The organism is Asaia platycodi JCM 25414 (assembly GCF_000614545.1).
In the GTDB taxonomy this organism is placed as follows: Bacteria; Pseudomonadota; Alphaproteobacteria; order Acetobacterales; family Acetobacteraceae; genus Asaia; species Asaia platycodi.
Genome location: NZ_BAKW01000008.1, coordinates 1 through 25083 on the forward strand (window position 1 = coordinate 1; position 25083 = coordinate 25083).

Sequence of the window (25083 nt, forward strand, 5' to 3'; positions counted from 1 at the left end):
ATCGATGCCGCCCTTTGAGAGGATCGGTGCGTGAACATCGACATGGGCCTGAGCTGGAAGAAGCTGATAGCGGTCGCTCGTCATTTTGTTCGACAGGCCGAGCAGGTGGTAATAACGGGCGTCGGAGCCGTAAAGCGCCTCAAGCATGAACCCGACCTGGAATTCGTATCTGGTCGGATCGATGGCCTTTGAGAGGGTGAGGCTGATCTGGTTCAGCTGCGCCTGGTTGGCATGGTCGCCGAGAAAATTGCCGAAATTGATGCCGTTATCGGGGCGGGCCGGATTGGCCATGATGCCGCCTTCGATAAGCCCTGACAGGTTGACGCCCTGTAACCAGGGGTTGGAAGCCGTCTTGAACAAGGCGATTTCAGCACGGGCCGGTTCCTGCATCGCGGCCGTGGCGAACAAAGCAGCTACCGCCGTTGCTATCGCTTTGCGGCGTTTTGATATGAGATGGCGCGTCAATGCTTTTACCCCTGTTCTGAAGGGGTGTTTTGGCTCGGAACACCATAGTGGAAAAAGAGGCTGTATTTCCCGGCTTTATAGGAATTTCATAGTGCCGGGATAAGGCCGCGATGTCGGTGGAGGGAGCGAGAGCGAGCCAGTCCCGTTCCCTCTGATGACGCTGCGGTTCAGGCGCTGATGGCATCGCAGGGTCAGTCGTGAAGTTTGAAGTTCACAGTCGTGCTTGAGCCGCCGAGATATTTGAATGTAAGAGGCACGGTGTCGCCAGCCTTTATCGTATCAGGGAAGTTGCGGCAGATCAGGTGGTAACCACCCTCGGGGAAGACCATGGTCATGTCACCGGGGATGGTGAAGTGCGAAAAGAGATTGGCCGTGTGGCTCGTCACTTCCTGCTCGCTGTGAAAAGCCTCGATGTCGCTGCAATCCGGTGAGGTCACGCCCGAGATCAGATGGGCCTCGTGACCCTTGTTGACGATTGTGAAATAAGCCGCTGCAAGAGTGGGATACCGGGGCGCACGCCGTATCCAGCCCTCAATGGAGATATCGCGATTGGCGTTTTTCTGCCCGGGCAGGTTATTATCGTCTGTCTGGGCGTGCGCTTCAGGCAGGGCCAGCGCCGCGCCTGTCATACAAACTGTCACGAGCGATGCCAGAATAGCTTGCACTCTTTTCACCGATACGCTCCTTTCTGCCCCCGGTCCGATCGGCCGTTCGTGCCATCATCTGCCCATCAGGGGAAAACTCTCATGAATTGTCCGTTCTGCGGCCATGAAGATACGCAGGTCAAGGATAGTCGTTCGACTGATGATGGTGCGGCAATACGTCGACGTCGCGTCTGTGCCGGATGCGCCCAGCGTTTCACGACGATAGAACGTGTTCAATTGCGCGAACTCGTGGTGACCAAGATGGATGGCCGCCGAGTGCCTTTCGACCGCGACAAGCTGGCGCGCTCGATCCGTATTGCACTGCGTAAGCGCCCGGTTGAAGAAGAACGGCAGGAGCGCATCGTGAACGGGCTGGTGCGCCAGCTCGAAGCCTCGGGCGAGGCAGAAATTTCTTCGTCTCGCATCGGCGAATTGGCGATGGATGCATTGCACAGCATCGACGGTGTCGCTTATGTGCGCTTTGCAAGTGTGTATCGCGATTTTCGCGAAGTAGAGGCTTTCTCGAAGCTCCTGACGGATATGCGTCCCGGTGAGGAGGGAGGGCTCCTGCCTGCTCCCGGTGAGCGCGAGAAAGACAAGGAAACAGGAAAATGACCGACCAAGCCCAGACCAAGAATCCGCCCAAGCGTTCGCGCACTGTTGCACGCGTTGCGGCTGTTCAGGCGCTGTTCCAGTGCGAGCAGGGCGGCGAAAATGCCGAGACGGTCATCAACCAGTTCCAGCGCCATCGTCTTGGATCGAGCCAGGAAGACGGTTTTGAAGAAGGCTATGTGCCCGATGCCGATTTCCGTCTTTTCGGCCTGATTGTGAAGGGCACGACGCTCGCTCAGGATTGTATCGACGAAGCGCTGGTCGGCGCACTTCCGGCAAACTGGCCGCTTTCCCGTCTCGATCCGGTTCTGCGCGCCCTGCTGCGCGCAGCGCTGTGGGAGTTGGGTGAGGATACGCCTGCACGTGTCGTGATCAACGAATATCTCGATGTCGCTCACGGGTTCTTCTCGGGCGATGAGGCACGCCTTGTGAATGGCGTGCTCGACGCATCAGCAGGAACCGTGGCGCTGCGAAAGAGGCCACCGGGCCGAACGAGCCCGACGCTGGCTGAGATGAGCGGCGGCGAGTTCGATTTCATCGAGCGCTTCTTCAAGCCGCTCGCGGGTGAAGGGGCGCTCGGGCTGAGTGATGACGCAGCCCTGTACGATGTGCCGTCGGACAGGCAGCTGATTCTCTCGACCGATACGCTGGTCGAGGCCGTACATTTTCTGCCTGACGACCCGGCCGAGACGGTCAGCCGCAAATTATTGCGCGTCAGTCTGTCCGATTGTGCGGCCATGGGCGCTGTGCCGAAGGCTTATCTGCTTAATATCAGCCGTCCTGCGTCGTTTGACGACCAGTGGTTCGCAAGTTTCAGCACCGGGCTTGCGCTCGATCAGGCCCAGTACGGTGTGCGTTTACTGGGAGGAGATACGACCGGCACACGCGGTCCGCTTGTGCTCGGTCTGACAATTCTCGGCGAAGTGGCACGAGGAAAGGCTGTTAGCCGGGCAGGGGCCAGGGCAGGCGACGATCTCTGGGTCACCGGCACGATCGGTGACTCGGCGCTGGGTCTGCAGGCTCTCCTTGGAGAGATAACCGACCCGGAGGGCTTCCTGGCCGGGCGCTATCGTCTGCCCCAGCCTCGCGTGGGTTTCCCGCTTCAGGATCTGGCGAGTGCGGGCATGGATGTGTCTGACGGGCTGGTGCAGGATGCCCGGCATCTGGCTCATGAAAGCGGCGTCGGCATCGAGATTGAAGCCGAGGCGGTTCCTCTGTCTGCGCAGGCACGCGCGGCTGGTCCGGCCTGGCTCGAAACCTGCCTGACGGGCGGCGATGACTACGAGCTTCTGTTTACGGCCCCTCAAATGCGCGCTGCACAAATCATCGCAGCCGGGAAAGCGATCGGGTTGCCCGTGACCCGTATCGGTCGTGTTACTGTCGGGCACGGCGTGGTTGTGCTCGACAGTGCGCGGCGTGAGGTCAAACTGTCACGTCAGGGATGGCAGCATTTCTGAGCCAGAGAAGGCCGGGCCTTCAGGGGGGCCTTCTCTCAGTTGCGAGACTGAATGGGCTTTCAGAGCCCTGTCTGATCGATCTCCTTCTCATAGATACGATGGATCTTGTTCGGTTCCGGTACCAGGCGCTTCACCAGATTGAGCATCGGGGTGTTTGTGTCGAGAATCCATCCCAGCTCGACCGATTTATAGGGAAGCGTCGCCCGGCGGCGGATCAGCTCGTCGATTGCCAGAGAGGGCATGAGCGCCCCGAGCAGGGTACCACGTACCTTGTGAGAGACGCCGAGCAGGATTACGCGCGCTGATTCGAAACGATGCGAGAGAAGGCGCGCGCCGAGCTTTGCCCAGCCAAGGGGAGACGGCGCACCATCGATGTCACGCACGATGTCGAAAATATTGGGCACCATGAGCGCCATGGCAGCAGGCTCGCCGGCATGGTCGATTTGCACGTAGTGCTCGGGACGGAGGACGAGCTTCAGCTGTTCGATCAACCCCGTCATCTCATAGGATTGAAGCGGCACGAAATTATAGGTGTCAGCCCAGGCGTCGTTATAGAGCGAACGCAGGACCTCGCCCTGAGCGGTAATCTGCTTTTTCGAAAGATGCGACACGGTCACTTCGCCCAGTTTGCCCTGGCCGGGCTTGAGGGCGCCTGGCACGATATGCCTGTCGTCGAGATCGTCGGTGAGGTCGAGCTTGAAGGTGAGTAGATCGCGACCTGTCTCGAAGCCGAGGGATTCGATCACACCATGCAGTTCAGGAGGATGCCAAGGCGTGCCGATCATCGGGGCTTCTGTCTGGCCTTCAATCATGAGGCCAGACTCCCCATGATAGCCTAGCGTCACGGGGCCGCGCATGCGGGCCATACCCTGATCGCGCAGCCAGAGTTCTGCCGTGTCGAGCAGCGCCTTGACGATAGGCTTCTCGGGCAGGGCATCAAGCGCGCCAAACCAGCCGATTTTCTCATCCCAGGCTTCGAGCGCCTTGCCGTCGACGACGGCAGAAATGCGCCCCACCGCCACGCCATCGCGCCAGGCCATGAAATAACGCACCGAGGCATGACGGAAAATACCGTTGCGCTTGGGATTGAGCAGATCATTCTGCTCCATGTCGAGCGGCGGCATGTAGCCTTCGAATCCCTTGTAAAGGACGCGGGGGAGCTGTGTGAAAAGCTTGAGTTCCTTGCGTGAGATGACCGGCCTGACGGTTATGACAGCCGCTGTCTCTGAGCGGTCGAAAGCAAGAAGGCTGCCTGAATCGTCGTTGTGCTGATCGGTCTGGCGTGGCTCGATGACGGAGCGGGGAGTGACCACTCGGTCAGCGACAAGCGCGTCGGTGACATTCTGGCGGGAATCTGCTGCGTCCGGCAAGGTGAACTCTCTATTGCAATAGGCCGGTCGGTCCTTATGGCTTAACCGGAACATACCTTAATTGACGAAAGCGCGGTGAATGTCACGTCCAGAACGGTTTGCAAAGGCACAGTATGTGCCCAATCATGCCCTTATCACCGGGGCATCCGGGGGGCTGGGCCGGGCACTGGCACTGCATTATGCCCGATCGGCACGCATCTCACGCTCTGGGGGCGCAACGAGCAGAGGCTGGAGGCTGTTGCGGTATCCTGCCGTCAGCAAGGCAGTACGGTGACATGCCATGTTCTTGCCCTGACCGATCTCGATGCCGGGATCGCCCTGTTCAGGGACGATGATTCGCAAAAACCCGTCGATCTGCTCGTGCTGAACGCCGGTGTTTCCGATATCCGTCCCGAGGGCGCGTTAACCGAGACAGTCGAGGCGGTGAAGGAGGCGGCTTTGGTCAATTATGCTGCCCCCGTCACGCTGGCGACCGAGGCAGCTTCTGTCATGGCGCCGAGAAGAAATGGACGCATCGTGCTGATCGGCTCTGTCGCGGCGCATCACGACCTGCCTTTCGCCTCGGCCTATAGCAGCTCCAAGGCCGGTCTCGGCCGCTTTGCCACATGTCTGCATGCGGCCATGGCACCTCACAAGGTGGGTGTGACCCTGATCGAGCCCGGTTACATCGATACCGCGATGAGCCGCAGACTGGACGGCGCGAGGCCCTTTCTCGTCTCTGCCGAGAAGGCGGCGGCGCTGATTGCCGAGGCGGCAGCTCGCAAACGGGCCGTGCTGATCTTCCCCCGGCTTTTCAGCCTGCTCAAGCTGGTCTCGATTTTGGTGCCTCGTCCGATCGCTCATCGCCTGTTGCGTCTGGCTCGGGTCAAGCAGAAGGCGCTCTAAGCGAGAATTATGGCCGTGGGTGTTGACGCAGGCCGGTTTGCCTGCGACTTCTTCCGCGAGAAACGTCTGATTTTCAGCCGAAGCTGAGCCCGGTTCGGGCATCTCCCCCGCGAAATGGAGCGCGTCATGCAGGATATTGTCACCGTCGATATTGGAGGCACGAACGCGCGTTTCGCGATCGCCAAGGTCGATCAGGGGCGTGTTGTCGAGCTGGGTGAAGCGACGACTCTTCGCACGGCAGATCATGCGAGCCTCGCTCTCGCCTGGGAGGCTTTCGGTCGCGCGATAGATCGCGAATTGCCGCGCTATGCCGGTATCGCCATCGCTTGCCCGATACAGGGCGAAACGCTCAAGATGACCAATAACCCCTGGATCATCCAGCCCGCCATGCTGGCGGAGCGTCTGCATCTCGAAGATTTCACCCTAGTCAATGATTTTGGCGCGGTCGGTCATGCCGTGGCCAGATCGACGATCAGTATCTCGAGCATCTCTGCGGTCCTGACCGCCCTCTGCCCACCGAGGGCACGACTACCATCGTGGGGCCAGGTACGGGCCTTGGGGCTGCCTGTCTGCTGCGACGCAAGGGCCAGTATTTCGTGATCGAGACGGAGGGCGGCCATATCGACTTCGCCCCGCTCGATGAATTCGAAGACAAGATCCTGCGTGCGCTGCGCCGCCGCTTTCGCCGCGTATCGGCCGAGCGGATCGTCTCCGGCCCCGGCCTGACCAATCTTTATGAAATTATTGCCGAGATGCAGGGCCTGCCCATCACCATGCGCGACAACAAGGCGCTTTGGGAAATGGCGATGGAAGGCCGTGATTCAATGGCGGCGGCCGCGCTCGAGCGTTTCTTCCTGTCGCTGGGTGCGGTTGCGGGCGATCTGGCGCTGGCTCATCGCGCGCAGGGCGTTGTTATTGCCGGCGGGTTGGGCCTGCGCGTGGCCGACAAGCTGCCGCATTCGGGCTTTGCCGAGCGTTTTGTCGCGAAGGGCCGCTTTGAAAGCATGATGGGCGACATGCCGGTAAAGATCATCACCCATCCGCAGCCCGGCCTGTTCGGTGCAGCCGCCGCTTTCGCCTCGGACCATCCACAGCTCTGAGACCGCAGCAGGGGCGCGAGCCCCTTTGCTGAAAAGACGTCGTCAAGCTGCGAGAGAGTGTTCTTGGGTTTTCAGCCATTATGGTCGAGTAACCTCACAGTCACACAAAAAAATACGAGCGGTTCCCCGTTGTAGAGCCCGGCATTTGGCCGGGCTTTCGTCGTTGTTGGGTCTTTCGAGAGAGCCGCCGTTACTTTTCCTCGAGGCGGCTTGCCTGCCGTCAAGAAAATGTGCTTTTGCGTAACGGCAATCTTTGCTTACACCAATAATAATTACAATAATGTAACCTAAGCGCAGCAATTCGGGCGTGATCGGACATAAAGGCCAGACATGAAAATCGTTCCGACCACAGAGGGGCAAGAGGCGCCGCGCGTAGATGCCAGACGTAAGCCCTTTTATACCCACACCTATTTTCAGGTTCTGTTCGCGATCGTCGTTGGGTCACTGATCGGCCATTTCGCCCCCCAGACGGGGCAGGCTCTACGCCCGTTCGGTGATGGCTTCATCCGACTGGTGAAGATGATCATCCCCCCCGTGATCTTCCTCACCATCGTGACCGGCATTGCAGGCATGCGCGATCTACGTGCGGTAGCACGCGTGGCGGGTAAGACCTTCGGGTATTTTCTGTTCTTCTCGACGCTTGCTCTTATCGTCGGGCTTGTTACCGCCAATGTCATCCGACCGGGTGCGGGCATTCATGCGAAGATTGGTGCACCGGGTGAGTACAGTGCCAGCGTCGCTGGGTATATTGGCAAGGCGCACGAGAGCAGCATTATCGAATTCGTGATGAATATCATTCCCGATACTTTCGTATCGGCGCTGACAACAGGCAATATCCTTCAGGCACTGTTCGTGGCTATTCTGACTGGCGTCGGCCTCGCCTGATGGGCGAACGCGGGACGCGCGTCTACGAGGTGCTCGAAGAAATCTCGGCGGTCGCGTTCCGTATTGTCGCTATTCTGATGAAAGCTGCGCCTATTGGAGCTTTTGGCGCCATGGCCTTCACGGTCGGGAAATATGGCGCGAGCAGCCTCGCCGACCTCGCCACACTGGTGGTGACCTTCTATCTGACCGCGATCGTTTTCGTTGTGGTCATTCTGGGCGTTGTCGGTCGCCTGGCGGGATTCTCCATTCTGCGCCTGATTGCCTATCTGCGCGCCGAGTTGCTGCTGGTCCTCGGTACGTCTTCTTCAGAGAGCGCCTTGCCCAGCCTGATGGCCAAGATGGAGCAGGCAGGCTGCCCCAAGAGCATAGTCGGGTTGGTTGTGCCGATGGGGTATTCGTTCAATCTCGATGGCACCAATATCTACATGACTCTTGCGGCGCTCTTCATCGCCCAGGCCTATGATATCCATCTGAGCTTCGGCCAGCAGATCCTGCTGCTCGGCATGGCAATGCTGTCGTCAAAGGGCGCAGCGGGGTGACTGGAGCCGGCTTCATCACCCTTGCGGCCACCTTGTCCATTTTGCCCACGATACCCGTTGCCGGTATTGCGCTCATTCTGGGCGTCGATCGCTTCATGAGTGAATGCCGCAGCCTGACCAATTTCATCGGCAATGCAGTTGCCACCATTGTCGTGGCACGATGGGAAGGCGTCCTCAATCGTGAACAGCTTGACCACGCTCTGGCTGGTCGCGGCGCAGGCCTCGCCGCTCCCCCTGTCATTCCCGAGTGAAAGACGGGATCTGAAACCATGGCATATCGCACTTTGCCCCACGCGCGTCTCCTGTCTCTTGGGACGGCAACGACCGCTCTTTGTCTGTGGGGCACGACACCGCAGGTGCTTGCCCAGCAGGGGCACAATCCGGCGCCCGACCCGGTTTCGCAAACCCGTGCGCCTGCCGAGCCTTCGGTCAGCACCTATCCGGCACCGGCTGCGGGAGACGGTCTGACGACGTCGGGTTATAACCTCTCACGCTGGGCTGAGGACTGGACGAAAATGCGCGATGCGAAAAATCGCCGTGATTTTCTCGACCGTCTCAAATTCATCCCGCTCAACCGATCGCAGAATGTGTACCTGACTTTCTCTGGTGAGATGCGGCTGCGTCTGAATCAGACAGGCAACCCCAATCTGAAGAAGGGTCCGGCCCAGCGTCAGGATATCATGCGTCTGGTTGGCGGGGCTGATCTGCATATCACGCGCTATTTCCGTGCGTTCGGCGAACTCGCGCATGGTGGTGTCTCCGGGCCGAATATCGGCGTTCCAGCCGCGAGCATGCGCAACAAGTTGCTGTTGCAGCAATATTTTGTTGAAGCCGACGCCCCACTGCCCAATCTCAATGCAGGTGTGCGTTACGGTCGTCAGGAATTCACCGACGGCGCCAATCTTATGACGTCGCAGCGAGACAACAATACGCTGCGTTTTGTGCTGAATGGCACGCGTTTCTGGCTGCGCGGCAAGAGGATCCGTGGCGATTTCTTTGATTTTCACTATACGCAGCTGGGCCGAGGCGGCGCACGTGACGACGTGATCGACCGGGGCATCCGGTTCTCGGGGGGGACGGCTGGCATCGTGATTCCGACCAGCTTTCTGGGTAAGTCGAAGCTGTTTCTTGACCCGTTCGTCTGGCGTTTACGCAACAGGCGTGCCGTCTGGGGCAGCGGTCCTGCGCGCGAGGACCGACTTTATTACGGGGCGCGGCTTTGGGGCGACGTTGATCGACTGACGGTCGATTGGGTCGCCAATTATCAGGGCGGTCACTACGATGATCGGCGTATCGAGGCGTTTCAGGTCTTTCTCGCCCAGACCTATCGGCTCGGCTCGTCACGCACGGCGCCACGCATCGGCTTTCATGGTGATTACGCGAGCGGTGGCGGCGCTTTCGGCAAGGGGACGTTGCGCAATGCATTCGCACCCTTTGGCAACAACATCTACTACAGCTACCAGCTCTTCTTGACGCCCACCAATCTGATTGCGCTGGCACCGAACGTCACTGTTTCGCCTATCGAAAGCCTGCGTCTGACATTCGAGCATCAGTTTGCCTGGCGCGCCAGCCTTACGGACGCTGTTTACCGTGCCAACGGCACAGCGTTTTCAGGCACGCAAAAAACGCATGCGCGGCGTGTGGCCCAATCGACCGTGTGCAGGGCGTCTGGACGTGGACGCCAAGGTTGGGCTTCACCGCGCGATACGAGCATCTGCAAGCAGGCCCTGCTTTGACGCGTGCAGGCTATAGCAGCTCGGATTTCGTGGCCGGCTGGGCGAATTACCGCTTCTGATCGCGTCGAACGCCACAGCGGCGGAGCGTAACGACGGTATCGGGAATTCAGCGCAGGCCGAGACGATTTTGATAGGTGACGGGAAACAGGGAGAGCGCGCGCAGCCACGGAGTGGTATCGGCATCGTCCTCCAGCAGAACGCAATCGACGCCGCATGTGCGCAGGAATTGCGCCTGATCGGGGATCAGATGGCCTTCGGCGCGTATTTCACCAGAAAAACCGTAATATTCGCGCAGGGCGCGGGCCTGGGTCAAGCCGCGCCCATCTCTGAAGATCGGGAAGGTGACGATAATCAGATCGAGATGATCGAGCGCGGTGCCGAGCGTTTCGACGTCGAATTCCGGTGTCAGACGAATGGCACGAGTCGTCTCGGTCATCTCGGCGACCGGCACGATTTCGAGACTCGCCGGGGCCGGATGCCGGGCCGGGGCGAGGTCAAACTGTTTCATAGGCTGCTTCCTTGAAGGGGGCGTCGCCAAGGCGCGTCAGGGTGTCGAGAAACTGCTCGCCTGTTTCGCGTATGCTCAGATAACGATCGACGATGCGGGCGATGGCATCGACCATGTCGTCTTCCGGCAAGGCCGCGCCGAGAATATCGCCGGTGCGGGAGAGCGCATCGTCGCGCCCACCCAGCGTGATCTGAAAGAATTCCTCGCCGCGCTTGTCGACACCCAGCAGGCCGATATGCCCGACATGGTGATGTCCGCAGGCATTGATGCAGCCCGAGATGTTGATGCGCAGCTTGCCGATCTCTTCCTGCAACGCATTATCGCCGAAACGGGCACTCAGCTTCTGCGCGATCGGAATTGAACGAGCATTGGCCAGCGCGCAGTAATCGAGGCCGGGGCATGCGACAATATCGCCAATCAACTCGTGATTGGCATCGCCAAGCCCGATATCGTTCAGGGCCTGCCAGAGCTCCAGCAGTCGGTCCTGAGCCACATGAGCCAGAACCACGTTCTGGAGATGGGTGATCCTCAACTCTCCGAACGAGAACTGGTCGGCCAGATCGGCAAGCCGGTCGAGCTGGTCCGATGTCGCGTCGCCCGGAATACCGCCTGCAGGTTTGATCGATACCGTTACGGCAATACGGCCGGGTGCAAAATGAGGATGGGTGTTGCTACGCACCCAGCGATCAAAGGCGATGTCGCTCTGTCGGTCGTTTTTCAGGCGCGCTTCGGCATCAGGGGCTGCCGTCAGATCGGGGGCGGCAAAACGCGCCTGGATGGCAGCAACCGTTTCGGGCGCAAGGCGGTAATGTGCGGGGTCCATCAGTGACAATTCGTGCTCGACCGCCTTGCGATAGCCGTCGATACCCAGCGCCTGAACCAGAATCTTGATGCGTGCCTTGTAGATATTGTCGCGTCTGCCGTAGGCGTTATAGACGCGCAAAGCGGCTTCGAGCGTCATCAGCAGATCGGCTTCCGGCACGGAATCGAACAGTTCGTGCCCGACCAGAGGCGTCCGCCCCAATCCACCACCGACGAAGATGCGAAAGAGTGGTCCGTTCTCGCCGGGGCGCGCCAGGATCCCAATATCATGGAAACGCGCCGCCACGCGGTCATGCGGACTGCCGGAAATGGCAATCTTGAATTTACGCGGCAGAAAAGTGAATTCCGGGTGCAGCGTGGACCATTGACGCAGGATCTCGGCATGAACGCGCGGATCCATCAGCTCGTCGGCAGCTGCACCGGCGAACTGGTCGCACGTCACGTTGCGAATGCAATTTCCGCTGGTCTGGATGGCATGCATATCGACATCGGCGAGCTGCCGCAGAATTTCCGGGGTCTCTTCCAGCTTGATCCAGTTGAACTGGATATTCTGTCGCGTGGTGAAGTGACCGTAGTCGCGGTCGTAGTGCCGGGCGATATGGGCTAGTTTGCGCATCTGGCGGGAGTCCAGAATGCCATAGGGAATGGCAACGCGCAGCATATAGGCGTGGAGCTGGAGATAGAGCCCGTTCATCAGACGCAAAGGCTTGAATTCATCTTCGGACAGCTCGCCGCTGAGACGGCGCTGAACCTGACCTTCGAATTCGGCAATGCGCGAGGCGAGAAACTCACGATCTGCCGTCTGATACTGGTAAAGTCCGACAGGCGCGTTCATGCATCCAACTCCGTGGCAAATTGCGGGTGCACCGTTGGGCCGAAGGCCCTGATCCGTTCCCTGACGCTCACCGGCGCTGCGACGGGGCCGGGGCGGACCACAACCTCGTAGACGCCGACCACACCATCATTCTGGGCCGATTTTGTGGCAGCTTCGAGCGCCGATTCGTAGTCTTCGGGCGAGAGAATGGCAGCGTGGGCGATGGAACGCTGCCAGATGCCTTTGGCATCGCGCCAGACGATAAGCCCGTCGAGCAATCTGTTGGCTGTCAGCACGAGTGCTTCGCCAGCGCCTATGCGTATCGCCCGTTTCATGGTCGCTCCCGCCTCGTTTGAGCTTTTCGCTACGTGGATTATAAACTATCCACGATGATCGTGTGTTTATATCTCAGGAAACCGTGGCGGGAGCAAGGCGGTAATCCACGCTCCCGTTCAGGAAATTGCGCTCTCGCCTCTTGCGGCGAAGGAGAATTATTGCATACCGGACCTGATAACCCAGCGTGGAGCCGAGAAGATGCCTGAACGCCCCCCCTTGTCGAAGGAAATTTTTCGCGATGCCATGGCGCGTCTGGCGAGTGCGGTGACGATCATCACCACGGACGGCGAGAACGGGCGACACGGCTTTACGGCTTCGGCGGTGTGCAGCGTGTCCGATGATCCGGCGACACTGCTGGTCTGCGTCAACCGCACGGCGTCATCTCACGCTCATCTCGTGCGTCACGGCCTGCTGGCGATCAATATTCTGGCCCATGAGCAGGAGCGCTCTCAACGCTATTCGGTAGCTCACGCTACGATATGGAAGCGCGTTTCGCGGCCGGGCAGTGGCGCACGGGTGAAATCGGTATGCCGTTGCTCGAGGGGGCTCTGGTGTCGCTCGAATGCCGTATCAGCTGACACAGGAGATCGGTACTCACAGCGTTTTCTTCGTCGAACCGCTTTGTGCCGAGTTTACCCGTGAGGAAGCCAAGGGGCTGGTCTGGTTCGACCGAGCCTATCGCCGGGCCTGACCCGGCGACGGACGGGGAAATCCGTCAGATCTGATCGAGCAGCGCGTCGATTGTGTCGATCTGAAAGGCCCTCTGAATAAGGGAGCGACCCGTCATCAAGGCGCGGCGGCGCGCCTCTATCTCGCTATCGCGGTCCTGACCGGCGTCATAGTCTGCGATCTGCGCAAAGCCGATCGTGCGTCTGATCATTTCCAGCCCGGCAAAACCCGCGCAATCATGCAGTATGTGCTGGAAAAACCTTGTGCGCTCGGTAGGGCAACTGGCGGGGTGGGCCAGTGAGCCCATATCCCCGCGCTGGGCGCCGGATTCCCATCGTTCCAGATAGGTGTGCCGGAAGCTTGACCAGAGCAGTGTGATTTCGTCGCGCATCCAGTCTTCATGCTCCGGCTGGGCATAGGCGTTCATGACCAGATTGGCGAGAAACATGCCGAGATCGAAGCCGATAGGACCATAAAGTGCGAATTCGCCGTCGATGACCCGCACATCGTCTCCCGAGATCATGATCGAACCGGTATGCAGATCGCCGTGAAGCAGGGCCTGGCTGCTGGACAGAAAACGCTCCTGCATGCGCTCTACGGCTGAATGAAGCGCGCTGTCGCCCTGAAGTCCGGCCACCAGATCGTCCAGCTCGGGGCTGATCCAGCGATTGCGGGGGCAGTCGCTGCGATAGGGATCTGTCAGAACGAGATCGACCGTGATGCGTGTCAGGGCCAGATTGCGCGAAAACAGGTCGCGCAGCGCGTAGACATCTTCGAAAGCGAGAGCGCGCCATGATGTCGCATGGCTCGCATGGCCGACGAACTCGCCGATACGCGCGGCAAACCCGGCAGGCGCCACGCCAGTGATCAGCGCATTGCGTAGCACATGATGGTTGGCGAGATTTTCCATCACGATCAGGAAAAGCCCTTCATCGAGATGATAAAGCTCCGGGATCTGATGACCCACAGCCGGGCTGAGCGCCTGCATCCAGCGCGCCTCGAAGAGCGTGCGCTCCAGAGGCATAGCCCAGGCCGGGTCGACGCGAACATAGGGCAAGGACTGCTTGCAGCACACGCTGTCGGCGGGGCCAGAGACGATGAAGACGGTATTCAGATTTCCGTCACTGACCTCGCGCGCCGTCCAGTCGGCAGCGTTGCCACCGAGCCGGGCTTTCAGCGGCGCAACGGTCGCGAGATGCTCGATCAGCGTTGACGCGGTAAGGGGGCGATAGCGCTCATGGGGCAAGACGCTCCAGCAGGGCGCGCGTCGTCGGGAGAACGCGCGATGTGAGTGGGGCGATCTCATGCCAGGGATGGCATTCGAGCGCGTCATATTCGTCATTGGCGTGCGCGCGCCAGGCTGCCTCTATGGCGGTAAAATCCTGCCCGGTATGAATGGCGAAGCCAAGATCGACAATATGGGTGGTGTCATGCTCGCAGGCGAGAAAAGGCCCGCTGATCGTCACCCCGTCGCTCAGGCCGATCTCTTCGTCGAGCTCTGCGAGAAGCTGGGCTTTCAGGTCAATCGTCTCGTCACCAACCCGCGCTTCGACGCTTCCCGCAGGGACACCCTGCCAATAGCCCGGAAGATAGAGCGAGTTGGGGTTGCGACGACCCAAAACGACCCCTTCAGGCAGATCAGCAGGGCGGTCACGGCCAGCGAACGCAGACGCAGGCGGGATGCAAGTTCGGGAGACCGCATCTGGGCCAGCACCCAGCGATATTCGCACCAGAAGCCCGAGAGTACGGTCTCCGACAAGCTCGAAAGGCAGAAGACGCGGCCATTATAGAGTTTCGGGTGTTTCTGGCGCGTCTCCTGCCAGATGGCTTCTATGCCCTGCTCGAGTGCCGTGTCGGTTACTTCCGGAGGCTCGTGACAGGTGATGACGACTTCCGGGGAGAGAGCAGTCAGTGTCCAGTTGTGTCTGGTCGTGTTCATGAATGGCCCTCATGCGCCGCTAGCACGGCGTTGAGTTCAGCATGGAGGTCGTCGGTCATGTTAAAGGCGCAGGAGCGCATATTGTCCCGCATCTGTACCTCAGAAGTAGCGCCGGCGATAACGCTCGCCACGGTTTGATGTCGCAGCAGCCAACCGAAAGCCAGATCTGTGAGGCTGCATTCATGCCTCTCTGCAAGCGAGGTGAGCGCGTCGATCAGTGCCCACACCGTCGGGCTTTGATAACGCTCCTGAAGATAGGTCCAGGCCGCGAGACGCGTTCCGGAAGGTGGCGGTGTGTCCCGCCGGTATTTGCCGGTGAGCATCCCGGAGGCAAGCGGGAAATAGGGTAGCAGGCCGAGGCCGAATTGATGGAGTGCGGGTAGAAGCCCGGTTTGCGTCTTGCGCTCGAGAAGGGAGAGTTCGTCCTGACAGGAGATGATCCCGTAAAGTCTGTCGCGCTTCGCGATGTGGCACGCATCGACTACCTGCCATGCGGGAAGATTCGATACGCCCGCATAGCGTATCTTGCCGGTGCGGGTGAGGTCATCGAGCGCATGGAGCGTCTCGTCCAGTGGCGTGCGTGGGTCCGGGCAATGCAGTTGATAGAGGTCGATCCAGTCGGTTTGAAGCCGCTTCAGACTCGCATCGACCGCCTGCATGATATAGCGCCGCGAGGCGCCTGAGGCACGGCCTTGCTCATCCGCCCCCGGGATCATGCTCATGCCGAATTTCGTGGCAATGACGGCGTCGTTGCGCTTGCCGACGAGCGCGGCACCGAGCGCTTTTTCAGAAGCTCCCGCGCGAGAGTCGCGGCGGCCGTAGACATCGGCCACATCGAATAGCGTCACGCCCAGATCCAGCGCGGAAGCGACCAGGCGACAGGACTGGGCGGTGTCGATGCGGCCACCCAGATTATTGCAGCCAAGGCCCAGTTCCGACACGATCAGGCCCGACAGCCCGAGAGAGCGATAGCGCAAATCAGCCTCCTCAATTTCAGGGGCAATTCTAGATCAGCCGCGGCTGCACGCAAAATTCTGCCGGGAAGGGGCTTTCGGAAATCCGGATCAGGCAACTCCAGCCTGACCGAGACGGGGCAGTGATCGGATAAGGTGAGGCCGGAATCTTCCGGTCGGTAGGTCATAACGCGCAGGCTGTCTTTAACGAGCCATTTTCCCGCCGCGCCGCCGAGCAGGATATGATCGATGAAGTAATTGCCGCCTTCGCATGGGCTGGCAAAGCCGCTTGTGACCAGAATCGGAGCAATGCCCTCGGTCATTTGCGTGAAATAGGAATCATGCAGGGTGAAGCGCCGGTTGAAATCACCCAGCACGGCATAAGTTTCGCCCTCATCGTCGCGCTCGGTCATCCAGTTGGCAACGAGCGCGACCTGCTCACGCAAGATCGGACAGGAATGCCCGCTTTCCTTCCACGCTCTGTCCCAGCAGCCTGATTTGAGATGCACGATAAGCAGGCGCAATGTCACTTTTCCGTCACTGACGGTCACATCGAGGCCGGGGCGCAGCGCATGGCCGCCGTGTACGGAAGAGCGATCGAGTGATGCCAGCTCCTCATGCGCGATAATGTGCCAGGGCCGACGCAACACGAGCCCGATATTCTGGGCTATCGGAGCCATGGTGAGGAGCCGGGTATCGTCGGGTGAGGGGAAAAGCCGCCTGAGTGCTGCGTCATCGCTGACTTCCTGAACAGCCAGAATATCGGCATTCAGGCGTCTGGCAATGTCTGCCAGTGCAGACCAGTCGCGCGCGTCACGATGTGGAATATTGGCTGGCAGGCTGGGGGCGGACGCAGGAAGGAGCGTCAGCCAGTCAAGATTCCATGTGGCAATCTTGACTGACGCGGCTTCTGCCGTTCGGGACAATGCCCAGACGACAAGAAGCAGGCAGAAGAGACGATCAGACCGTAATGCCGAGATCGCCGAGAACATCACGTACCGTGCGCTCCTTGCGCGACTGCTCGTCGATGACGACAACCTGCCCGGTGCCGATATCGTAGAACCATCCTGAAGCGCAATTTCGCCTGCGGCGAGTGCGCCGACGACGGCGGGATGGGTGCGCAGATGGGCGAGCTGAAGCAGCACATTCTGCTGCGCGAGTTCGCGCACCGTTTCGGGACCGGCATCCTCGGCCTTGAACGGGCCGAGAGCAGCACGGGCGGCTTCTGCGTTGCGCAGCCAGCGCTGAACAGTCGGCATGGTGTCGAATTTCGGATTGTTCAGGTCGCACAGAGCGCCCATCGCACCGCAATTCGAATGGCCGCACACAACGATGTGCTTCACCTTGAGCACAAGCACCGCGTATTCGATGGCCGATGAAACGGCCCCGAGCATCTCACCATGCGGGGGGACGATATTGCCGACATTGCGAACAATGAACAGGTCACCCGGTGCGGTCTGGGTGATCATGCTCGGGTTGATACGGCTGTCGGAGCAAGTGATGAACAGTGTGGAAGGCGACTGGCCTTCGGCAAGGCTCTCGAAGAGCTCACGATGCTCTTCATAAACCGTGTCGTCGAAATGCTGCACGCCCTTGAGAAGGGTGATCAAGCTGTTTTCGATTTCGCTTTTCATCGAGACCTCATCTGAAAAAAGGATATGGCTTGCTGTGAGTTTTCTGCCACATCTGGAACTCAGATGACTTCGATGCCGTGGATTTGATGGGGTGTCCATGCCGGATCGGCATGGTTCACCCTTTGTCATGAAGGCTCAGGCAGAAAGCGTCTTTCTGAGTGAATCGAATACGGCCTCGCTATTGGGGTTAGGGCCACCGGCCTGCGCCATGTCAGGGCGGCCACCTCCGCCCTTGCCACCCATTTCGGCCGAGGCGATACGCACGAGGTCGACCGCACTGAATCGATCATTCAGGTCCTTGGTAACGGCAACCACCACACTGCCTTTGCCCTCCGCCGTCGAGATAAGGGCGACAATGCCGCTGCCGATCTGTTTGGTGATGGCCTCGGCAACGTTCTTCAGTTCGCGCGGGCGACGTCACCCAGATCACGCGGCACGAAGGTGATGCCATTGACGGTTTCGCTGGCCGAGTCGGCCTGTCCGGTCGCCAGGCGTTTCTGCAGCTCGGATACCTGACGCTCAAGGCTGCGACGCTCTTCGACGAGGGCTGCCAGTCGGTCTGGCGCTTCGGCAACCGTGGCTTTCAGCAGATCGGCCATGCGGCGCAGACGGTCATCGGCCTCGATGGCAAGGCGGTCGGCCGCAACACCGCAAACCGCCTCGATACGACGCACACCCGCTGAAACACCGCTTTCCGACACGATGCGGAACGGGCCGATTTCGCCGGTACGGCCCACATGGGTGCCACCGCAAAGCTCTATCGAGTAGGCGCCGCGCGACTCGTCTCCCAAACCCATAGAGACGACACGCACCTCATCGCCGTATTTCTCACCGAACAGCGCCATGGCGCCTTCGGCAACGGCGGTTTCGGGCGTCATGATACGGGTCTCGACGGCGCTGTTCTCGCGAATGCGGGCATTTACCTCGCGTTCGACAAGAGCCAGTTCCTCGGCCGTGATCGGGCGGGGCTGCGACACATCGAAACGCAGGCGTTCCGGGGCATTCAGGCTGCCCTTCTGGGCAACATGGTCGCCAAGCTGACGGCGCAGGGCTTCGTGCAGCAAATGGGTGGCCGAGTGATGACCGCGCACCGACTGGCGGCGCGTATGATCGATTTCCGCCGTCACCGACAGGCCGGGGCGTAGCGTGCCTTCGACCACGCGGCCATAATGGACGAGCAGATCGCCATTGCGTTTCTGGGTGTCAGTAATCTCGACGCGCAGGTTCTCGCCTGCGAGCACCCCATGATCGCCAACCTGACCGCCGCTCTCTCCGTAAAACGGTGTCTGGTTCAGCAGGATGGCGACGTCGTCGCCGACGGTCGCGCTGTCGCTCTCCGCTCCGGCCTTGGCCACCAGGACGATTTCAGCATCGGCTTTTTCAGAATTATAGCCGAGGAATTCCGAGGCGCCGAAACGCTCACGGGCGTCGAACCAGATCGTCTCGGCGGCCGCATCGCCCGAACCGACCCAGGCGGCGCGGGCACGGGCACGCTGCTCTGCCATAGCGGCTTCGAACCCGGTTACATCGACGGTCCGACCCTGTTCGCGCAGTGCATCCTGCGTCAGATCGAGCGGGAAGCCGAACGTGTCATAGAGCTTGAAGGCCACGTCGCCCGGCAGGGCGCCGCCTTCAGCCACGCGGGCTGTCTCGTCTTCGAGCAGGGACATGCCGCGCTCCAGCAGGGCAGTGAAGCGCTCTTCCTCACCCTTCATGGTTTCGGCAATGAGCGATTGATGCTGCACCAGCTCGGGGTAAGCCGAGCCCATCTGACGGATCAGGGCGGGGAGCAGGCGATAGAAAACCGGCTCGGTCGCGCCCAGACGCTGAAGATGACGCATGGCGCGACGCATGATGCGACGCAGCACATAGCCGCGACCATCCTTGGAGGGCATGACCCCATCGGCAATCAGGAAGGCCGTCGAGCGCAGATGGTCGGCGACGACGCGATGGCTGGCCCGCAGCGACCCGTCGGGATCGGTGCTCAGCGCATTGGCGGTCGCCTCGACCAGGCTGCGCAGCACGTCGGTATCGTAGACGTCGCGCTTGCCCTGCATGACAGCAGCAAAACGCTCCAGGCCCATGCCTGTATCGATCGAAGGGCGCGGCAGTGGCGCACGCGTGCCGGGAGGCCCTTCGAGATACTGCATGAAAACGAGATTCCAGATCTCGACGAAGCGATCGCCATCTTCTTCGGGCGAACCCGGAGGACCACCCCAGACATCGTCCGTGATCGAAAAAGATTTCGGAGCAAGGTCCGCAGGGGCCGGTATCGCCCATGCGCCAGAAATTATCCGAGGTCGGAATGCGGATGATCTTTTCTTCGGGCAGACCCGCAATTTTGCGCCACAGGTCGGCGGCTTCTTCATCCTCGGCATAGACCGTCGCAAGCAGCTTTTCTTTGGGCAGGCCGTAGCCCTTGGTCAGAAGGTTCCAGGCAAATTCGATCGCATCGGCCTTGAAATAATCGCCGAAGGAGAAATTGCCGAGCATTTCGAAAAAGGTCAGATGGCGGGCGGTGTAGCCCACATTGTCCAGATCGTTATGCTTGCCGCCCGCGCGAACAACCTTCTGGGCTGTCGTGGCGCGGGTATAGGGACGGGTTTCCTGCCCGGTGAACACGTTCTTGAACGGTACCATGCCAGCATTGGTGAAGAGCAGGGTCGGATCGTTCTGCGGCACGAGCGGGGCCGAGGGAACGATCTTGTGGCCATGGTCTCCGAAATACTTCAGAAACGCGCTGCGCAGCTCATTTGTGGTGGTGTTATGGATCGAAGTGGTCATGGCGCGAGCAGAAAATCCCGATTGCGGCGTGAAGATGGCATCTCCACTAGAGCAAAGAGACCGCAAAGGAAATGTTTTGCGCGAGCGCCTTCAGGATTCCAGATCGTGATCGGGCGGATTGACGTTCAGATCGACGGTCATCTGAGCCAGTTCCATGGGTGTCTCCGGCACTTTTGCGCGGAAAACAAGCTTGCGTGACAGATTGAAATTGGCCAGCAGCCCCATGAGCGCGCCGGCGGCCAGCGGCACGGCAACATGCTGCAGACAGAACGGAATACTGAAGCAAAGTGCATAGACCGTGCCGCGATTGAGCAGGAACCCGAAGCTGTTGGCGGCAAGAAAGCGCAGCCATTGAAGGATGGGGTGGTCGCGATGGGCGACATTTCTGAACGTCCAGAGCTGGTTGAGCAGCCAGTTGAGGCTGGCGACTGCAAAATAAGAGATGAGCGTCGCTGCCGTCAGGCCGAGAGAGGGGCGCAGAAGGGTGACGAGCAGAATATCCCAGACCAGCCCCATGGCCCCGATAATACCGAAGCGCATGAACTGGCCGACGAGCTGTTTTGGCGCTCGCGGATAGAAGATCCGTTTCTTCTGCACTGTGAGCCCTGCCTTTCACGAGGTTCGGGAAAACTGGCGACAAGCTGGTAGGGCCATGATGGATGCGATGCAAGCCGTGTTTGTTTTCGGGAGGTGTTTCTCGTTCAGAGGGCTCGATGATGCGTGGCGTGGCTTTTCAATGAGGTCTTCCAGCTTGTCCAACCATACCACGCGATTGCAACGAGCCCGGCGTAAAGCCCTGCGCTCAGCCAGAGATCGCGTGCGATGAAAAGCCCGACATACGCAGTATCGATCAAAATCCAGAGCGGCCAGCAGGCGAGAAACCGCCGTGCCGTCCAGATTTGCCCGATAATGCTCAGGACGCTGAGCGTGGCGTCTGTCATCGGGGCAGCATCGATCGTCCAGAGCCGAAGGATCGTGCCCAGAGCAACACTGCATCCAGCCCCGATCAGCAGATCACGCGTCAACACGAGAGACTGTGCGGGCTGCACCGCTATTTCTGCGGTTTCCTGTCTTAAGCGATGCCAGTCGTACCATCCCCTCACAAGAAAGAGGCAGAAGACGATCTGCAGGGCGGAATCGGCGTAGAGCCGCGCTCTCGCGAAGACGAACAGGTATAGCAAGGAGGCAAGCAGCGAGCACGGCCAGCCGAGCACACGCCTGCGCGCCGTGAGCCAGATGCCCGTCATGGTGATGAAAACGGCCAGAGCTTCGAGAGGCGACATCATCCAGTGCTCTGCGTCTCTCTGGCAATCAACTCAAGCACGTCCTGCCCTTGAGCGGCTGAAAACCAAGCGGCATGGCCGAGAAGATAGGTGTCATACGTCGTTTTTGCGAGGTCGGGCGCGTCGAGCAAGCATTGGTAATACCAGATTTCCGAGCAGGCGAAGGTGACATGGGCGAGAGGAAGAAACGCGGCAATCTCGCCCCGATCGAGCTGGGAGAGAGGGCGCACACTCTCATATCCCGCAAGGAACGCGACGATCTGGTCGGGCTCGCTGGCAAATTCGGGAGGGCTGCCGTCTGAAGCGTGCTGCGGCTTCATCCAGTCGATCATGCTCCGTTCCAGAGCCACGGCGATATCGAAGCCGCGTGTCGTCCTGTCGGCCATGCTGAAATCGAAAACGGCATCGATTGTCTCGCTTCCCGGCGCGCCACGCCAGGTCAGGTTGGAACCGTGCCAGTCACCATGCCCCCATTGCAGGACGGGACGTTTCAGAAAAGGAGCGACGCGCAGGAAATGCGGTTGTAGCGTGTCGCATATGGTTTCGATCCCGCCCTGCGCTTCGATCGCACCCCGTAGAGCTGCATCGCGAGAGATCCATCCACGCAGACCGATTTCAGGGCCTTGCTCATCGAGCAATGGCGTCAGAGCTGACACAAGTGGCCGGTCCGATCTGGCCTGTCCCTCATGGCTTTGGGCAGCGTCATGAAAAACCGCGAGGGCGTGCCCCGCTTCAAATGCCTGGTGGCGCGACAGATATGGCTCCCAGGACAGGCGGTCACGATAGAGATCTCTTCCATGCAGGGCAGGAAAACACTCGTAACTCCAGCATTCGAGCGTGAGAACTGTCTCGCCGCTTTCTGTCACAAGAGGACGGGAGACGGTCAGTCCGTGCTCTGCGAGATGAGCGATCAGCCTGTGCTCCTCAACCAGAGCCGTGCTGTCACGCAGGGCGTGGTGATGGCGTTTGAGAAACCAGCTTCTGCCCCTATTGTCGCTTAGTCGAGAGACCGCCGAAAAGGGACGGGCGCTGTGCCACTCGATCGGTGTCACATCGCGAAGGGCGAACGCTCCCAGAACGTGAGCGGCTTCCTCCTGCGTTATCAGGGGCCAGTCGCGTTTGGCCTCCTTGCCCCAAAGACCGAACTGACCGGGTGAGGCACCTGCCGACATCAGAAACCGGCGGTGGCGGTAGCCAGAGCCGAAAAACCGCCGCCGATATAGTAATCGGGCGACGACCCGGCAATGGTGGTTCCATAACGGCCCGTCGCATCTCGCGCGTTCAGGGTGGGGTCTGCGATACCCGACAGATAGTGCTCGTTGGTGATGTTGATGAGATTGAGCCGCAAGGATGGCGCCTTGAAGCGGCTCATATCGCTGAAACGATAGCCGATGGCGATATCGCCCGTGGTGTGGTCGCTGATACGCTCATCATTGAGAAAAGTCGCATATTGCCTGCCGGTATAATGCGCCGAGGCGAAACCGAAGACACGCCCGTCATCATATGTCAGCCCCGCGGAGGCTTGGAGGCTTGGACTGCGAACGGCGGTCTTGCCCCTTGTCGGAAGCAGATCGCCATTGCTAGCGATGTCATTATCGATGGTGGCACGAAGATATTCGCCAGAGAGATACGGTGCGAAATGATGCCAGGGCTTCAGGCCAAGTTCGATATCGATACCACGAGAGGTCTGGCCACCGGCATTGATGGTGGAGGAGATCGGCGTGTTGTTGATCTGGATCTGGGTCTCGATCTGTCTGTTAGTGAAGTTGTAGTTGAAGAAGGTCAGACTGCCCGTCACGAGCGGGCCGGTATAGCGATAGCCCAGCTCTTCCGAAATCGAGTATTCGTTGCGCAGATTGCTTGCACCATTGGTGCTCGTTTCTCCGCTTGTCGGGTCGTAGAGTTGTAAAGCGCGGTGAAGGACGGCGCGCGGAAATTGGTCGTCGCGTTGAGAAAGATCTGGTGCTGTGGCGTGATCTGAAAGCGCATGCCGAGGCGTGGCAGCGGTACGGCGCTGTTGCTACCCACATGATATTGCGGCCCCGGCACGGCATTGGTGCCATTGCGGCTGACCATGACTTCCTTGAAACCGAGCTCGACCAGCAAGCGATCGGCAAGAAAACTCATCCGGTCGCCGACAAACAAGGCATTGGCCATGCTGATCGTGTGATTATCGCCTGCGAGATACATCCTGCCACTGGCGAGCCGGACGAAATTACCTGTGCCATTGCCCCAGATATTTGCCGATACCCCGTTTTCGCTGACCGATGAGAACGACTGCACCTCATGATCATCGCCGTAATCGAACCAGTAGCCGAAGACCAGTTCGTTCCAGCCCTGTTTCCACGCAAGCTCGGAGGTAAAGCCTGAGCGCGTGCTGCGTTGGGTGTAATTGGCGCGCACGAGGGCCTGACCGTCCTGTGAACTTGGCAGGACGAGCGTGTCATTCAGGGCTTGCGTGCCTGTATAGATGCCGCTCAAGGGCAGGGTGGAACCGCTTGGCACGTTGCCATAGGCTCCCTGGGCATAGGGTGTGGCGCGCAAGGTGAGGTGGTCGGTCAGAGCGAGGCTGACAGGGGCGCCCATGTAAAGCGTGCGTTCGGGTGCGCGCCACAGGCGCTGATAGAGCTGCGCCTCTTCCGGGTTCCGCGGGTCATAATGGCTCGAAAGGGCATTGCCGGCAGACACGCCAAATTGCCTGAAAAGGTCTTTCGAAACCTGCGGATAATAGCTTGTGACTGTGCTGTTGAAGCTGCCGACCAAAGAGGCGTGAGACTGTTCGCCGATATCGCGCACCAGCTTGTAATCGATATGGTGGCGCATGTCATGGCCTGGGCCACGCCAGTTTTCGGCGCTGGTATGCGAGTAGGACACAAAGCCGCGCAAGCCTGTCTGGCCGATCAGCCTGTATCGAGACGAATGAATTCACGGTTGCTGTTATACGAGCCGTAGGAAACTTCAGCCATCCCACCTGCTTTGCGAGCTGGGTCTCGAAAGCTCAAGCTCATGAGGCCGCCAGCCGCATTCAGAACCGGGCTGTCGAGATCGGCAGCGCCCTGGCTGAGGGCCACCTGACGATAGTTTTCGCCATCGGCGAACTGGCTGGGATAGCCCGAATAAAATGCCAGATCGTTGAGCGGCATCCCTTCAAGCACATAACCGATGGAATCCGTGTTCAGCCCTCGCACCGAGATCGTGGTCTGGGGTGAAAGCCCCATCGCGTCTGAGGCAGCAACATTTGCGCCGGGAAGCAGGGAGATGAGCTGATAGGCGGTTGAAATCGGCGCCTGTCGCGCGATGAAACTGCTATCGACACTGCTCACTGACCGGATCTCGTGCTGGGGCCTGATCAGCCGCCGCCGCGCTCGGCCTCGCGTTTTTCGGGTTCGGTTGCGCGTACGGTAATGTGCTCGCTTTTCTGCGGCTTGGCAGGAGCTTCTTCCGCACGCGCGGAAAGGCTCGGCGCGGCATACAGGGCCAAAACAGTGGAGAGGAGCCAGATCCGTTTGACCGACAGGCGCGGGTGAGTCAGAGCGTGTGCCAATGTCATGATCCAGCTGTAATGAGGCAGAAGGGCGTGACCCATCGTGAGAGCAGTTCTCATATTCAAGGTGGCAGAACAATAAGTTTCATGCGCGATTTTGTGAT

Annotated in this window: 20 protein-coding genes and 6 pseudogenes; 9 read left to right on the top strand and 17 right to left on the bottom strand. The window is 59.8% G+C overall.

Features of this window, described 5'->3' with window-relative positions; all coding sequences use genetic code 11:
- Both JCM25414_RS18315 and JCM25414_RS07820 read right to left on the bottom strand, forming a co-directional pair.
- Window positions 1-390, bottom strand: a 390-nt coding sequence (locus tag JCM25414_RS18315) for an outer membrane beta-barrel protein (protein ID WP_148300996.1), incomplete at its 3' end; no start/stop codon positions are given.
- 266 nt (window positions 391-656) lie between these two features.
- Window positions 657-1139, bottom strand: coding sequence for a copper chaperone PCu(A)C (locus JCM25414_RS07820; RefSeq protein ID WP_148300997.1), 483 nt, complete (start codon window positions 1137-1139; stop codon window positions 657-659).
- Window positions 1140-1211: 72 nt separating this feature from the next.
- Here JCM25414_RS07820 and nrdR point away from each other — a divergent pair, with 72 nt between their 5' ends.
- The 3 genes and pseudogenes from nrdR to thiL all read left to right on the top strand — a co-directional run bounded on the left by nrdR (window position 1212) and on the right by thiL (window position 3178).
- A complete protein-coding gene (gene nrdR, locus JCM25414_RS07825) occupies window positions 1212-1724 on the top strand; it encodes a transcriptional regulator NrdR (RefSeq protein WP_025841270.1) in 513 nt (170 codons plus the stop codon).
- Window positions 1721-2167 (top strand): annotated as a pseudogene (gene nusB / locus JCM25414_RS23680) (transcription antitermination factor NusB); the annotation flags it as partial. The gene nrdR and the pseudogene nusB, both read left to right, overlap by 4 nt.
- A gap of 66 nt (window positions 2168-2233) precedes the next feature.
- On the top strand, window positions 2234-3178 hold the full coding sequence (gene thiL, locus JCM25414_RS23685; protein WP_035442940.1) for a thiamine-phosphate kinase: 945 nt from the start codon (window positions 2234-2236) through the stop codon (window positions 3176-3178).
- A 59-nt stretch (window positions 3179-3237) separates the two neighbouring features.
- On the opposite strand, the gene JCM25414_RS07835 is transcribed toward thiL, so the two are convergent.
- Entirely contained in the window at window positions 3238-4548 is a 1311-nt protein-coding gene (locus JCM25414_RS07835; RefSeq protein ID WP_025841272.1) for a hypothetical protein, read from the bottom strand.
- 79 nt (window positions 4549-4627) lie between these two features.
- Here JCM25414_RS07835 and JCM25414_RS26560 point away from each other — a divergent pair, with 79 nt between their 5' ends.
- The 5 genes and pseudogenes from JCM25414_RS26560 (at window position 4628) to JCM25414_RS18335 (ending at window position 9693) form a co-directional block, all read left to right on the top strand.
- Window positions 4628-4822, top strand: coding sequence for a hypothetical protein (locus JCM25414_RS26560; protein WP_369346032.1), 195 nt, complete (start codon window positions 4628-4630; stop codon window positions 4820-4822).
- A complete protein-coding gene (locus tag JCM25414_RS18320) occupies window positions 4735-5433 on the top strand; it encodes an SDR family NAD(P)-dependent oxidoreductase (RefSeq protein ID WP_369346029.1) in 699 nt (232 codons plus the stop codon). The genes JCM25414_RS26560 and JCM25414_RS18320 overlap by 88 nt, the downstream gene beginning before the upstream one ends.
- A 126-nt stretch (window positions 5434-5559) precedes the next feature.
- Window positions 5560-6533: pseudogene (gene glk / locus JCM25414_RS18325) on the top strand (glucokinase).
- Window positions 6534-6863: 330 nt separating this feature from the next.
- Window positions 6864-8208 (top strand): annotated as a pseudogene (gene dctA / locus JCM25414_RS26565) (C4-dicarboxylate transporter DctA).
- Window positions 8209-8226: 18 nt separating this feature from the next.
- Complete coding sequence (locus JCM25414_RS18335) at window positions 8227-9693, top strand: alginate export family protein (RefSeq protein ID WP_051535760.1); 1467 nt, start codon at window positions 8227-8229, stop codon at window positions 9691-9693.
- Window positions 9694-9799: 106 nt separating this feature from the next.
- Here the strand turns inward: JCM25414_RS18335 and JCM25414_RS07860 are convergent, their stop codons facing one another.
- From JCM25414_RS07860 to JCM25414_RS07870, 3 genes are read right to left on the bottom strand one after another with little or no spacing between them, the layout of a single operon-like run.
- Window positions 9800-10201: a DUF934 domain-containing protein gene (locus JCM25414_RS07860; RefSeq protein WP_025841273.1), complete on the bottom strand. Its 402-nt coding sequence runs from the start codon at window positions 10199-10201 to the stop codon at window positions 9800-9802.
- Window positions 10188-11858, bottom strand: a complete 1671-nt coding sequence (locus JCM25414_RS07865; protein ID WP_025841274.1) for a nitrite/sulfite reductase — start codon at window positions 11856-11858, stop codon at window positions 10188-10190. Before JCM25414_RS07865 ends, JCM25414_RS07860 begins: the two co-directional genes overlap by 14 nt.
- Entirely contained in the window at window positions 11855-12172 is a 318-nt protein-coding gene (locus JCM25414_RS07870; protein WP_025841275.1) for a DUF2849 domain-containing protein, read from the bottom strand. Before JCM25414_RS07870 ends, JCM25414_RS07865 begins: the two co-directional genes overlap by 4 nt.
- A gap of 199 nt (window positions 12173-12371) precedes the next feature.
- On the opposite strand from JCM25414_RS07870, the gene JCM25414_RS26210 reads away from it, so the two are divergent.
- Window positions 12372-12815: a flavin reductase family protein gene (locus JCM25414_RS26210; protein ID WP_369346025.1), complete on the top strand. Its 444-nt coding sequence runs from the start codon at window positions 12372-12374 to the stop codon at window positions 12813-12815.
- Between the two features lie 73 nt (window positions 12816-12888).
- On the opposite strand, the gene mtnK is transcribed toward JCM25414_RS26210, so the two are convergent.
- The 11 genes and pseudogenes from mtnK to JCM25414_RS18360 all read right to left on the bottom strand — a co-directional run bounded on the left by mtnK (window position 12889) and on the right by JCM25414_RS18360 (window position 24985).
- Entirely contained in the window at window positions 12889-14088 is a 1200-nt protein-coding gene (mtnK, locus tag JCM25414_RS07890) for an S-methyl-5-thioribose kinase (protein WP_025841277.1), read from the bottom strand.
- Window positions 14078-14461, bottom strand: a complete 384-nt coding sequence (locus JCM25414_RS21620) for a hypothetical protein (protein ID WP_051535761.1) — start codon at window positions 14459-14461, stop codon at window positions 14078-14080. Before JCM25414_RS21620 ends, mtnK begins: the two co-directional genes overlap by 11 nt.
- Complete coding sequence (locus JCM25414_RS22955) at window positions 14359-14781, bottom strand: hypothetical protein (RefSeq protein WP_148300998.1); 423 nt, start codon at window positions 14779-14781, stop codon at window positions 14359-14361. The genes JCM25414_RS21620 and JCM25414_RS22955 overlap by 103 nt, the downstream gene beginning before the upstream one ends.
- Window positions 14778-15758, bottom strand: a complete 981-nt coding sequence (locus JCM25414_RS07900; protein WP_025841278.1) for an aldo/keto reductase — start codon at window positions 15756-15758, stop codon at window positions 14778-14780. The genes JCM25414_RS22955 and JCM25414_RS07900 overlap by 4 nt, the downstream gene beginning before the upstream one ends.
- A complete protein-coding gene (locus JCM25414_RS07905; protein WP_148301001.1) occupies window positions 15725-16726 on the bottom strand; it encodes an endonuclease/exonuclease/phosphatase family protein in 1002 nt (333 codons plus the stop codon). The genes JCM25414_RS07900 and JCM25414_RS07905 overlap by 34 nt, the downstream gene beginning before the upstream one ends.
- Window positions 16695-17368 (bottom strand): annotated as a pseudogene (locus JCM25414_RS18350) (carbonic anhydrase). The gene JCM25414_RS07905 and the pseudogene JCM25414_RS18350 overlap by 32 nt, the downstream one beginning before the upstream one ends.
- A 135-nt stretch (window positions 17369-17503) precedes the next feature.
- A pseudogene (gene alaS, locus JCM25414_RS18355) lies at window positions 17504-20152 on the bottom strand (alanine--tRNA ligase).
- A gap of 90 nt (window positions 20153-20242) precedes the next feature.
- A complete protein-coding gene (locus JCM25414_RS07920; RefSeq protein WP_025841280.1) occupies window positions 20243-20749 on the bottom strand; it encodes a GtrA family protein in 507 nt (168 codons plus the stop codon).
- A 104-nt stretch (window positions 20750-20853) separates the two neighbouring features.
- A complete protein-coding gene (pnuC, locus tag JCM25414_RS07925) occupies window positions 20854-21438 on the bottom strand; it encodes a nicotinamide riboside transporter PnuC (protein ID WP_051535762.1) in 585 nt (194 codons plus the stop codon).
- Window positions 21435-22607: a phosphotransferase enzyme family protein gene (locus JCM25414_RS07930; protein WP_025841282.1), complete on the bottom strand. Its 1173-nt coding sequence runs from the start codon at window positions 22605-22607 to the stop codon at window positions 21435-21437. Before JCM25414_RS07930 ends, pnuC begins: the two co-directional genes overlap by 4 nt.
- Window positions 22607-24985: pseudogene (locus JCM25414_RS18360) on the bottom strand (TonB-dependent receptor). The gene JCM25414_RS07930 and the pseudogene JCM25414_RS18360 overlap by 1 nt, the downstream one beginning before the upstream one ends.
- Window positions 24986-25083: the final 98 nt, after the last annotated feature.